The sequence below is a fragment of the Flavobacterium sangjuense genome (assembly GCF_004797125.1).
Lineage (GTDB): Bacteria > Bacteroidota > Bacteroidia > Flavobacteriales > Flavobacteriaceae > Flavobacterium > Flavobacterium sangjuense.
This window is the reverse complement of the sequence record NZ_CP038810.1, coordinates 864,332-877,285: the sequence shown is the minus strand read 5'-3', so window position 1 is coordinate 877,285 and position 12,954 is coordinate 864,332. Positions and strand designations below refer to the sequence as shown.

Sequence of the window (12,954 nt, the reverse complement as noted above, 5' to 3'; positions counted from 1 at the left end):
CCTACTTAAACTTTTTCAGGAATTCTTCTTTATAAGTACTCGAAATTTCAATTTCACTTCCATCAAACAAAGTCACAAAACCGCCTTTATTATATGATTTTACAAAGTTCACATTAATGATATGCGATTTATGAACACGCATAAAAGGGTAAGGCAGAATCTCGGAAAAGTGTTTTAAAAAACGACAGACCATTTTTTTGCTTCCGTTAGAAAGATAAATATCGGTGAAGTTTCCGTTTCCGCGAAGACGAACAATGTCTTCCATTTTCACCACTTCAAAACCTTCTAATGTTGGTAAAATCACTTGCTTTTTTTCGGGTTGGGTTTCCCTGAAATTTTCCACAATGATTTTATTTCGGTCGAATATTTCATGATTGGCAATTTGCTGCTGGACTTTGTTTACAGCCACAATCAGCTCTTCAATGCTTATGGGTTTCAGCAAGTAATAAGCTGCACTTTGGTTCAATGCTTTCAGCGAATATTCCGAAAAAGCGGTGACAAAAATGGTTTCAAACCGCAAATCTTTACAGGCTTCTAAAACGTCAAAAGCATTTCCAAAAGGCATTTCTACATCCAAAAAAACCAATTGCGGTTGTACTTCGTGCAATAGCGGCACTGCTTCTTTTATGTTCTTTGCTTCGCCAATGACTTCAACCTGCGGACAATATTTGCTCAAATAGTTTTTGAGTACTTCTCTTGCCGCTTTTTCATCTTCAACAATGACGCTTTTAATTTTGGCTGTTGTCATAACATTTTGTTGATGTGTGGAAAAATAATTTCGACTACAGTTCCGGTTTGTGGCAACTCTTTTTCTTTGATTTGAAAGGTAATTTCTTTTTTGTACAAATCATTCAACAGTTCAATACGCTCTTTTGTATTAGTCAAACCGCGTGACTGATGCACTTTTTGGTTTTGTGTTTTGAGTTCGTTGCTTTTGGTTAAACCGATGCCGTTATCGTCAATAATTGCGACAATTTTATCTTTCTTCAATTCAAATTTCAGCAGCAGTAATCCTTTGGTTTCCTTATAGCGCAATCCATGCCAGATGGCGTTTTCTAAATGAGGCTGAATAATCATATTCGGGACAAAAACAGCATCGGTATCTAAAGTTTCACCGACTTCAATCTTGAAATCAAATTTGTCATGAAACCTAAGATGTTCCAAGTCGAGATACTTTTTTAACTGCTCAATTTCGTTGCTCAGCGTGACAAAATCTTTGTTAGAATTCTCCATCATATTACGCATCAGATTGGAGTAATTGGTCAGGTATTTATTGGCTTCCAGCTCTTTGTTTTGCGAAATAAATTGGTTGACGCTATTGAGGCTGTTGAAAATAAAGTGTGGATTCATTTCTCTGCGCAACGATTGCAAAGCGATTTCTTTGTTCTTTTTCTTAATCGCATATAAAGCTTTGGCGATAAATCCGAAGAAGATCAGTAGTAAAAACACAGCGACAATCAACATATAATTAAAGCTGTTTTTTCTCGTAATCAATTCGTCTTTCAGGGTTTTTTCTTTCTCCAGCTGCTTGATTTTGTCCTCGGTGATTTGAAACGATTTAGCATCAATTAATGTCGTGTCCGATTGAATGATGTTGTCAAAATTTTGAAAAAAATCGTTGTATAAAGCAATGCTTTCTTTTTCGTTTCCCTGACTTTTATAATACGATAATAATGCGGACAAACTCTTTTTAACTTCGGCTGTATTTCCTTTTTTGGATGCTAAAAGATAGGCTTCTTTTAATGAAGTAACTGCTTTTTCGGGTTCGCTTTTCTTGAAGTAAATGGTCGCCAATAATTGCTTTTGCTTGATTTGGGTTTCGAAATCATTGCTTTTTTGAGCTTCTTCTAAGATAGTTTCGTTGATGGAAATCGCTTTATCAAACTCGTTCTTTGATGCATAAACCGTAGCGATTTTATTTTTAATCTCTATTACTTTACTAGGTTTGTCCTTGGCAAATGTCAGAGCCTGATTATAACTTTGAATGGCGTCGTCTGTGTCGTTAGATTTTAAACTGGTTTCCGCTTTTTGGACATATGCGTCGGACAGTTCTTCTTTTTTATCTGACTTTTCTAAAATCTTGATATTGGAATTCAGATAGCCTTTTTGAGCTTCAGAATTGGAAGAACTGTTTAATCGTTTAAAATCATTTTTGTTTAGTTCCTCGTCTTTTTTATCTTCTGCAACTTCGCTTGCTTCTTTATAATTACCGGATGCTTCTACAAATTTTTTCTGGCTTTCCTGAATTTTGGCTAAGTTTCTGCTGACTCTGGCTTTATCATCATTTTGTTTCAGTTTTGTGTAACTGAGAAGTGCTCTTTTTAGATATAATTCCCCTTTTACATTGTCGCCTTTGTCTATGAATTGCTTTGCTAAATCTTCATAGTTTTTAGCAATTTGTGCTTCATCATTTTTATCTAAAGCAGTGGTTAATTCTTTAGCTTTTTTACTGGTTTTAGACTCATATAACATTTGCTTTTTTGGGGGAATAGTATCCTGTGATTTCATCTCCAACGGAAACAAAAACAGCAATAAGCCCAAACTAAAAACATATGAAATCGAACGCATCCTATCAATACTATTAATAATGTAAAGTAAATCAATTTAAAATCGCTGTACAAATGGTTTCACCAAGTCAAAAAGCCATTTCACACTTTGGCTGAAAAAGCAGTTTTTTCTAGTATTAAGTTTGTGCTGTAATCATCAAAAATACTAATATGAAAACATACTTTTTAGCTTTATTCCTAACGGTAACTTTGTCTGTTGCTAACGCACAAAATCTCGATACCCGAAAATTTATTGAAGTAACAGGCAGCGCAGAAATGAGCATTAATCCAGATGAAATTGAACTTGAAATTGTCCTTGGCGAATATGACGATGGCGGAAAGAAAGTAAAGCTGGATGACATTCAAAACGACTTTTATAAAATACTGAAGAAAAACAAAATCGATACCAAAACACTGTCTTTAGATAGCACCAACAACAATTGGTACTGGTGGTACTGGTGGAATTACCGAAACGCAAGCTACCGAACCAAAACCATTACACTAAAGCTGAACAGCAAAACCAATTTCCTGCAACTGGTAGAAGATTTAAATGATAAATATACGCAGAGTATCCGCATTTCAAAAACCACTCATAATGAAATTCAGCGTTTACGCAAAGAAGTAAAAATAGAAGCGATGAAAGCGGCGAAAGCCAAAGCTACTTATCTGCTGGAAAGCGTTGGCGAAGAAATCGACGGTTTACTTTCGGCAGAAGAATTGCCGGAAGTCAATACAAACTACAATAATTTTTGGTATGGCAGGCAAAGTTTCACCAGTAATGTGAGCAACTCGGTTGTATCCAATAATTCATCCTATGACGATGGTGCTATTGATAACGCGGGTCAGATAAAACTCCGCTATGAAGTAAAAGCAAAATTCAAAATCAAATAACCTTTAAATAACAGAAATCATGAAATCAACACTTTTTTTAGCAAGCTTGCTGACATCCGTTTTAACCTTTGCCAGCTGCAACAATTCTAATGCAAAACCTTTAGCTGTAAAACCAGTAGAAAAGCCAGTAACAACAAGCGACACCAAAATTCAGGTAGCATTATTACTTGATACCTCTAACAGTATGGATGGTTTAATTGACCAGGCAAAATCCCGACTTTGGAATATTGTAAATACTTTGACGACATTAAAATATGATGGTAAAACGCCAAATATTGAGATTGCACTTTATGAATATGGAAATGATAATTTATCACCAGATGTCAATTTCATCAGACAGGTAACACCACTCACAACCGATTTGGATTTGATATCAGAAAAGCTGTTTTCATTAAGAACCAATGGTGGCAACGAATATTGTGGTGCTGTAATTCAGGATGCAACAAAGCAACTCAAATGGGATGATGGAACTTCAAATATGAAACTCGTTTACATAGCCGGAAATGAAGGTTTTAATCAGGGCGGAGTTAATTACAAAGAATCCATAAACAAAGCGTTGCAAAACAATATTTATGTGAATACCATCTTTTGTGGAAACCAATCTACAGGTGTACAATTATTATGGAAAGATGGTGCAGACGCCGGAAAAGGAAAGTATTTTAATATCGATTCCAACCAAGTAGTTCAATATATCGCAACGCCTTATGATGACCAGATTTCTAAATGCAATGACAAAATCAACACCACTTATGTAGGTTACGGATATCTTGGTGAATCGAAAAAAATGAGTCAGGCTGTGCAGGATCAAAATGCAGAAAGTGTTTCCAAATCCAACAAAACAGAACGTGCAGTAAGTAAATCTAAAGCGGTTTATAAAAACGAAAGCTGGGACTTGGTTGACAAAGTAAAACAGGACAAAGATGCTATTACCAAGCTTAAAAAAGAAGAATTGCCAAAAGAATATCAAAACAAAAGCAAAGAAGAAATCAAACAAATAGTCGCTGAAAAAGCTGTCGAAAGAGAAAAAATCCAAAAAGAAATCAGCGAATTAGCCAAAAAGCGTCAGGAATTTATTGATGCCGAAGCCAAAAAAACAAAATCACAAGACGATTTAGGCAACGCCATCAGTTCATCAATAGTTACTTTGGCAAAAGCAAAAGGATATACAATTGAGTAATGAGGTTGATTGTGATTGTGGGAAGGCTATGGTTTTATACCATGGCTTTTCCAATTTTAACACGAATCTTTTCCAACTTTTTGTTATATATTTAAACATTAAATCATAAACCATGAAACAATTAACCTTTCTTTTATTTTTGATTTCAGCAATAAGTTTTGCCCAGAAACCAATTTTTACCACAGCCAAAGTCAAAGCCGCAACGGTATATTTTAATGCTGCCGAATTATCGCAAACCGCTACTGTAAATCTTCCTTCGGGAACGAGTGAAATCGTGATAAAAAATGTCGCCGACTATTTGAACGAAAGCACTGTGCAAATTGGAGCACCGAATTCGGTAACCGTTTTATCGGTACAGTTTACACAAAATTATATTTCGGAATACGAAATTGATGAAACCAATCCAGCGATTAAAAAGGTGCGTGACAGTATTTCAATTGTTCAAAAGGAAATCAAAAAAGTTCAGATTGAAACCTATTCTAACCAACAAGCAATTGCACTATTAGATGCTAATCAAACGGTCGGTGGAGCCAATACGGGTTTGAATGTAACCGAATTGATGAAATTGGTAGATTTCTACAAAACTAAACGAAGCGAACTCGATAATGCGGTCGTTGCATTACAGGAAAAAGAAGCCAAGCTCAATAAAAAATTTATAAGCCTTAACGAAAAACTGGAAATCAACACCAAAAAAGAAGAGAAAAGTTCCAAAGGAAAACTGATTATTCAGGTGATGAATGAAATCGCAGGCGTAGTGAATTTGGACATCAATTATATTACCAACAATGCTTCATGGGCACCGTTTTATGATTTGCGTGCCGAAAATATTACATCGCCAATTAATATGATGTACAAAGCACAAGTAACACAAAACACAGGAATTGATTGGAAAAAAGTAAATCTAACCTTATCATCAGGAAATCCAAATCAGAACAATCAGGCACCTTTGTTGAGCTCTTGGTTTTTGAGATATGGAAATCCAAACTACGGATATTCGTATAGGAATGGAGATAAAAATTCCGTATTGAATTCCTTGCAAGGACAAATGGCAGGTGTTAATGTAGCTAAGGGTTCTGGAGCTCCGGGTAGCGATGAGACAATTCGTATTCGTGGATTTGGTTCTGTTAATGGAAATAGTAATCCTTTGTATATTGTTGATGGAGTTCCAACAGATGCAGAAACATTTGGACAAATTCCGCCTCAAACTATTAAAAAAATGAATGTTTTAAAGGATGCTTCTGCTACGGCTATTTATGGAAGTAGAGGAAGCAATGGAGTTATTCTTGTTACGACCAAACAAGGTATGGATGATTATACCGAAATCAACGAAAACCAGCTCAACGTTTCTTTTGATATCGATATTCCTTATGATGTTTTGTCTAATGGTAAACCGCACAGTGTTGCGCTAAAAGAAATCAAATTGCCGGCAACTTATAAATATTATGCTGCACCAAGAGTTGAAAAAGAAGCATTTCTTTTGGCAGAAATCAATGATTATTCGAAATATAATTTATTGCCGGGCGAAGCCAATATTATCTTTGAAGGATTGTATGTAGGTAAGACAATGATCAATCCAAATCAAACTTCAGACACCTTGAATCTGAGTATGGGAAGAGATAAAAAAATCTCCATCAAACGCGAAAAAGTAGTGGACAAATCGGGAACACGATTTTTATCTTCTAAAAAAGAACAAACCTTTACGTATGATATCACTGTTAGAAATAATAAAAAAGAAGCCGCAGACATTATGCTAAAAGACCAATATCCATTAAGCACAGATAAAGAAATTGAAATTGAATTATTGGAAAACAGTAATGCCAAAGAAAACAAAGAAACAGGAATATTAACCTGGGATTTAAAACTCAATCCGAATGAAACCAAAAAAATCAGGATAAGTTATAAAGTCAAATATCCCAAAGACAAAATCATAGACAATCTATAAAATCAGAAACGCAATCCTAACCGGTTGCGTTTTTTCTGCAACAGTATGATTATAAACTTTTTATTTCTAACTTTACGAAAATTAAAAAATCCTACTATGAAAAAGTTATTACTTATTGTTTCCTTTTTTACATTTTCTGCGAATGCCCAAGTCATCGGTTTACAAAGTTTTGCCACCGGCTTTTCCTCTCCGGTAGAAATCACCCATCCTGCAAATGATGCCCGACTGTTTGTGGTTCAGCAAGGTGGTATTATCAAAATTGTAAACACCAACGGAACGGTAAATAGCACGCCGTTTTTGACCTTAACCTCAGCTACTATTCTTTCAGGTGGTGAAAGAGGATTGTTGGGTTTGGCGTTTCATCCTAATTATGCTACCAATGGTTATTTTTATGTAAATTATACTCGTGCTGGTGATGGTGCAACCGTTATTGCCCGCTATTCAGTTTCTGCCGACCCTAATGTGGCTAATGCCGCGAGCGCAAGCATTTTACTGACAATCCCGCAACCTTATTCAAATCACAATGGAGGTACTTTAAAATTTGGCCCTGATGGTTATCTCTATATCGGAATGGGAGATGGTGGAAGCGGTGGCGATCCTGGTAACAGAGCTCAAAACATCAATGAAAACTTAGGGAAAATGCTCCGTCTCGATGTTGATTCGGGTTCACCTTATGGCATACCTCCGACCAATCCTTATGTGGGCGTAGCCGGAAATGATGAAATTTGGGCTATCGGTATGCGAAACCCTTGGAAGTTTTCTTTTAATCGTCTGAATGGTGATTTATGGATTGCCGATGTAGGTCAGAATGCGATTGAAGAGCTTAATAAAATTACCTCCCCATTACCAAATACAGGATTGAATTTTGGATGGAATTGCTACGAAGCCAATACAAGTTATCCCGGTGCTCAAGGCCCTTGTCCTCCTTATGCCTCAACCGTAGCGCCGTTTACACAATACGTTCAGGCTTCCGGCAGATGTTCTATTACCGGTGGTTATGCTTATACGGGAAGTGCTTACCCAAATTTTTCAGGTAAGTATATCTTTGGCGATTATTGTTCGGGTGAGATTGCTTTCTTGAGCAATACGGGAACTATAACGTGGAGTTACAATACTAGTGATACTTATTCGATTTATACTTTTGGCGAAGATATGAATGGCGAACTTTATGTTGCGGTGACCAATACGATTTACAAAATTATCGACACTTCGATGGGTGTAAATGACTTTACTAAAGCCGGCTTAAGCTTATATCCAAATCCGGCGGAGACAGAAGTTTTTATTAAAAACAGTTCTGAAATAGCACTTTCAAAAGTGAAAATTTTTGATTTAACAGGCAAATTGGTCTTGACCAAAGCCGTTGAGAATAACGATACAACGCCTGCTGTAAATATTGCCGCTTTAGCTGCCGGATTGTATATGATTACGGTTGAAGATTTAACCGGAAATCTTTATCAGTCTAAGTTGATTGTTGAATAATTAAGGCGCAGGATTCGGAATTAATTCCTGAATTTTATTGATTTCACTTATAACTTCCGGAGACAGAACGGTTTCAAATGCCGCAATGTTTTCACGAAGTTGTTCCATAGTTGTCGCGCCAATAATTGTTGAAGTCACAAAATCCTGTCGGTTTACAAAAGCCAAAGCCATTTGGGTTAAAGTCAAGCCATTTGATTCGGCTAACTCCTTGTATAATTTTGTTGCTTTATGACAATTCGCATTCGAATATCTTGAAAACTGCGGGAACAATCCCAAACGTGATGTTGGTAAAATTCCGTTCAAATGTTTGCCTGTCAAAAAGCTGAATCCCAACGGAGAATAAGCCAACAAACCAACATTTTCGCGCATTCCAATTTCGGAAAGCCCAACTTCATACAAACGGTTCAACAGCGAAAAGGGATTTTGAATCGTAACGATTCTGGGTAAATTATGTTTCTCGCTTTCGCTGATAAATTTCATTACACCATATGGGTTTTCATTCGAAACACCAATATGTTTTATCTTTCCTTCTTTGATTAAACCGTCAAAAACGCTCAACACTTCGAAGAAATTTTCCTGCCATTGGGTGTCAATTTTTGCTAGACCACGTTGCCCAAACATATTCATAACACGCTCCGGCCAGTGCATTTGATACAAATCGATATATTCTGTCTGAAGGTTTTTTAAACTCAAATCAACCGCTTCGTGTATGCTTTTCTTTGAAAAATCTAACGGGTTTCTAATATAACCCATGCCTCTGTTTGGCCCGGAAATTTTTGTGGCAATAACCACGTTTTCTCTTTTCCCTGATTTCTTTAACCAAGTTCCAATATATTTTTCGGTAAGTCCAAGAGTTTCTTGCCTCGCGGCAATCGGATACATTTCGGCAGTATCAATAAAATTAATGCCTTGTTCAATAGCATAATCCAATTGGGAATGCGCATCGCTTTCAGAATTTTGTTCGCCAAAAGTCATCGTGCCCAGACAAACTTTGCTGACTTTTATGGCAGTATTGGGTAAAGTGGTGTAGTTCATTTTGATGCAGTGCTGTTAAAACTCATTCAGCATTTTAGAAATCTCGTCTAATTTTGGCGTTAGAATAACTTCAATTCTACGATTTTTAGCTTTGCCTTCGTTGGTGTCATTGCTCATTATTGGTGCAAATTCACCTCGACCTGCAGCCGTTAAATTTTGTTTCCTGATTCCGCTGTTTTCAGATAAAATATTCACAATAGCTGTAGCTCTTTTGGTTGACAAATCCCAGTTGTTTTCTATGCCGCCACCAATATTTCCTAAAATTTTATCGTTATCCGTATGACCTTCAATCAAAACGGTAATATCCGGATTTTGAGCCAGTACTTTTCCTACTTCAACTACGGCGCTTCTTCCTTCAGAACCAACAGCCCAACTTCCGGTTTGGAACAACAACTTGTTTTCCATAGAAACATACACTTTTCCGTTTTTCATTTGAACGGTCAAGCCTCTTCCTTCAAAGGCATTCAATGCTTTTGACAAGGTGTCTTTTAGTTTTTTCATGGCTGCGTCTTTCGCGGCTATCATGCTTTCTAATTCGTTTAGCCTTTTTGTGTTAGATGCCAATTCGTTGCTTAATTTATTCAATCGGTCTTGCTCTGCTGCCAGTGTTTTTTCTTTGGCGTCAAGCTGTGCTAACAACTCACGGTTTTTTGCCATATTGGTTTCTAAGGCATCGTTGCTGTTTTTTTCCAACGCTGCATAAGAATCCTGTAACGCTTTCAGATTGTTACTTGCTGCTGTATAATCCGCCTGGAGTTTATCTCTGTCGGCTTTAAGTTGGTCACGCTCCGCTGTCAACGCTCTGTTAACCGAATCAAATTCGGCGTTAGCTTTATGAAGTTCATCATTTTCATCCGAAATAAATCGGTTTTCCTTCTTTAAATCGGTGTATTTGTTTTCCAAATCGTTGTAGATTTTTTTGGAAACACAGGAACTCATCAAAATCATTACTGTCAGGCAAAAAACTATTCTTTTTATCATTTCTATATATTTATCAAATGTGTTTTTAATACAATTTTCGTAATTCGTAATTCGTAATTCGTAATTCGTAATTCCTTAATCAATTTCAACTAAAACCGGGCAATGGTCAGAATGTTTGGCTTCGGGTAAAATAACCGCTCTGCTCATTCTGTCTTTTAAATTTTCGCTAACCAAATTATAATCAATACGCCAGCCTTTATTATTGCCTCTGGCTCCGGCGCGATAACTCCACCAACTGTAATTGTGGGGTTCTTTATTAAAATGACGGAAGCTGTCAATGAAACCGCTTTTCATAAATTTATCCAACCAGGCACGCTCTTCAGGTAAAAATCCGGAAACGGTTTTATTGCGAATTGGGTCGTGAATATCAATTTCCTCATGGCAAATATTATAATCGCCACAAATGACAAGATTTGGAATTTGCTTTTTCAAAGCATCAATATAATTCTGAAAATCGTCCATGTATTTGAACTTGTGATCCAGACGGTCTAAGTTAGTTCCCGAAGGCAAATACAAACTCATCACCGAAATATCATCAAAATCAGCTCTGAGATTTCTTCCTTCAAAATCCATATGTGTCACTTCGGTTCCATGAACAACTCTGTTGGGTTTTATTTTGGATAAAATAGCCACACCGCTATAGCCTTTTTTTTGTGCCGAAAAATAATATTGATAGGGATAACCTGCTGCTGTAATTTCTTCTGTTGGAATTTGGTCTTCAGTAGCTTTTATTTCCTGAAGGCAAATTACATCCGGATTTGCCTGTTGCAGCCAGTTTAAAAATCCTTTGGCAATGGCTGCCCGAATGCCATTAACGTTATAAGAAATAATTCTCATGAGTAGTAATAAGAGTTTTTAACTTCGTTTAGTTCGGCAAAAAGGCCTTGGGTCAAATGTAAATAAAATTGATTTGTGATTTAAGATTAACGATATAAGATTACAGATTTTTTTTTCACTTCGAAAATCACAAATCGTTAATCAACAATCTTCAATTTCATTCTGCTATTTGAGTAGAATTGTTATCTTTGTTTCCTACTCAAAAATCAAAGCTATACATGGGTTTAGTTACCGCAAAAGAAGTTGCAAAAGCAATAAACGTAGATAAGTACGGAGTTTTCGGAACTTTTTGCGGCTGGTTACTAATGAAAGCTTTAAAAATTTCGACCTTAAATAAAATTTATGACCGAAATAAACACTTAAGCGAAGTAGAATTCCTGAATGCTATTTTGGATGAGTTCCAAATCAAATTTGAAATTCCGGAAGAAGACTTTAAACGATTACCAAAAGACGGTGCCTACATTACCATTTCCAATCATCCTTTAGGTGGAATTGATGGTATTTTGTTATTGAAATTGATGCTCGAAAAAGAACCTGACTTCAAGATTATAGCCAACTTCCTCTTGCATCGCATTGAGCCAATGAAACAATATATCATGCCGGTAAATCCTTTTGAAACCCACAAGGATGCTAAGTCGAGCGTGATTGGAATTAAGGAAACTTTGCGTCATTTGAGCGATGGAAAACCTTTGGGAATGTTTCCTGCCGGAGAAGTTTCTACTTATAAAGACGGACAATTAGTAGTTGATAAAGCTTGGGAAGAAGGCGCTATAAAAGTAATTCGAAAAGCGCAGGTTCCTGTTGTTCCTATTTATTTTCATGCCAAAAACAGTCGCTTTTTCTATCTGTTATCCAAAATAAATCCAACACTCAGAACCGCAAAATTACCTTCAGAACTGTTAACTCAAAAAGACCGTGTGATTAAAGTTCGTATTGGTAAAGCCATTTCGGTTGCCGAGCAAAATGAACATAAAAGCATCGAAGAATACTCTGAATTCCTGAGAAAAAAGACTTATATGCTGTCCAATTCTTTCAACAAGGAAAGCAAAATTTTTGACCCGCAAAACCTAAACCTGAATTTAAAAACGCCTAAAAGTCCAAAGCAGATTGCCCTGCCAGCGAATCAAGATAAGATATTAGAGGAAATTGCAGCTTTAAGAGATAGCGACCATCGTTTGTTACAAAGTAAAAACTATATAGTTTTTCTGGTTGCCGCAGATAAAATTCCGAACATTCTTCACGAAATTGGTCGTTTACGTGAAATTACTTTTAGAGCCGTTGGAGAGGGAACAAATGAGTCGATTGATTTAGACCGATTCGACAACTATTATCACCATATGTTTTTATGGGATGATGATGCCCAACTTATAGCAGGAGCTTACCGAATGGGATTGGGTTCGGAGATTTTTCCAAAATATGGTATCGAAGGTTTTTATCTTCAGGATTTATTCCGATTTGAGCCGGAACTGTATGGCATGATGGAACAATCTATCGAAATGGGAAGAGCGTTTATTATCAATGAATACCAGCAAAAACCAATGCCTTTATTCCTGCTTTGGAAAGGAATTGTGCACACGACTTTGCGTTATCCTGAACACAAATATTTGATTGGCGGTGTGAGTATCAGTAACCAATTTACCGAGTTTTCGAAATCGTTGATGATTGAATTTATGAAGTCGCATTATTATGATCCTTATGTGGCGCAATACATTCACCCTAAAAAAGAATTCAAGGTAAAACTAAAAGATGCCGACAAGGATTTTGTCTTTAATGAAACCGAATCAGATTTGAATAAATTCGACAAAATCATTGACGAAGTAGAACCTGGAAGTTTGAGGCTTCCCGTATTGATTAAAAAATACATCAAGCAAAATGCGCGGGTTGTTGCCTTTAATGTTGACCCATTATTCAACAATGCCGTTGACGGATTGATGTACATCCGAATCGCAGATTTACCCGAAAGCACGGTAAAACCTGTCATGGAAGAATTTCAGGCTGAACTTGAACGCAAAGAGAAAAATTATAAATAAAAAAGCCCTGATTTCTCAGGGCTTTTTTATTTATAA

The 12,954-nt window shown here is 36.5% G+C and carries 10 protein-coding genes; 5 read left to right on the top strand and 5 right to left on the bottom strand.

Translation table 11 applies throughout. The annotated features are described in order from the left end of the window. Position 1: 1 nt before the first annotated feature. Together GS03_RS03910 and GS03_RS03905 are read right to left on the bottom strand one after the other, a co-directional pair. Positions 2-748, bottom strand: a complete 747-nt coding sequence (locus GS03_RS03910; protein WP_136151265.1) for a LytR/AlgR family response regulator transcription factor — start codon at positions 746-748, stop codon at positions 2-4. Then, entirely contained in the window at positions 745-2,568 is a 1,824-nt protein-coding gene (locus tag GS03_RS03905; RefSeq protein WP_136151264.1) for a tetratricopeptide repeat-containing sensor histidine kinase, read from the bottom strand. Before GS03_RS03905 ends, GS03_RS03910 begins: the two co-directional genes overlap by 4 nt. A gap of 149 nt (positions 2,569-2,717) precedes the next feature. Between GS03_RS03905 and GS03_RS03900 the strand changes: the two genes are divergently transcribed. The 4 genes from GS03_RS03900 to GS03_RS03885 all read left to right on the top strand — a co-directional run bounded on the left by GS03_RS03900 (position 2,718) and on the right by GS03_RS03885 (position 8,035). Continuing rightward, positions 2,718-3,437, top strand: a complete 720-nt coding sequence (locus tag GS03_RS03900) for an SIMPL domain-containing protein (RefSeq protein ID WP_136151263.1) — start codon at positions 2,718-2,720, stop codon at positions 3,435-3,437. A 19-nt stretch (positions 3,438-3,456) separates the two neighbouring features. Continuing rightward, a complete protein-coding gene (locus GS03_RS03895; RefSeq protein ID WP_136151262.1) occupies positions 3,457-4,614 on the top strand; it encodes a hypothetical protein in 1,158 nt (385 codons plus the stop codon). Between the two features lie 112 nt (positions 4,615-4,726). After that, positions 4,727-6,556, top strand: a complete 1,830-nt coding sequence (locus tag GS03_RS03890; RefSeq protein ID WP_136151261.1) for a DUF4139 domain-containing protein — start codon at positions 4,727-4,729, stop codon at positions 6,554-6,556. A 96-nt stretch (positions 6,557-6,652) separates the two neighbouring features. Continuing rightward, complete coding sequence (locus GS03_RS03885; RefSeq protein WP_136151260.1) at positions 6,653-8,035, top strand: PQQ-dependent sugar dehydrogenase; 1,383 nt, start codon at positions 6,653-6,655, stop codon at positions 8,033-8,035. Here GS03_RS03885 and GS03_RS03880 read toward each other — a convergent pair whose 3' ends face one another. The 3 genes from GS03_RS03880 to GS03_RS03870 form a co-directional block, all read right to left on the bottom strand. Beyond that, positions 8,036-9,070, bottom strand: a complete 1,035-nt coding sequence (locus GS03_RS03880) for an NADP(H)-dependent aldo-keto reductase (RefSeq protein ID WP_136151259.1) — start codon at positions 9,068-9,070, stop codon at positions 8,036-8,038. A gap of 15 nt (positions 9,071-9,085) precedes the next feature. Next, positions 9,086-10,051: an OmpA family protein gene (locus tag GS03_RS03875; protein WP_136151258.1), complete on the bottom strand. Its 966-nt coding sequence runs from the start codon at positions 10,049-10,051 to the stop codon at positions 9,086-9,088. Positions 10,052-10,126: 75 nt separating this feature from the next. Continuing rightward, positions 10,127-10,888 carry an exodeoxyribonuclease III gene (locus GS03_RS03870; RefSeq protein WP_136151257.1) on the bottom strand — a complete coding sequence of 254 codons (762 nt, stop codon included), beginning with the start codon at positions 10,886-10,888 and terminating at the stop codon, positions 10,127-10,129. 218 nt (positions 10,889-11,106) lie between these two features. Between GS03_RS03870 and GS03_RS03865 the strand changes: the two genes are divergently transcribed. After that, on the top strand, positions 11,107-12,918 hold the full coding sequence (locus tag GS03_RS03865; RefSeq protein WP_136151256.1) for a GNAT family N-acyltransferase: 1,812 nt from the start codon (positions 11,107-11,109) through the stop codon (positions 12,916-12,918). Positions 12,919-12,954: the final 36 nt, after the last annotated feature.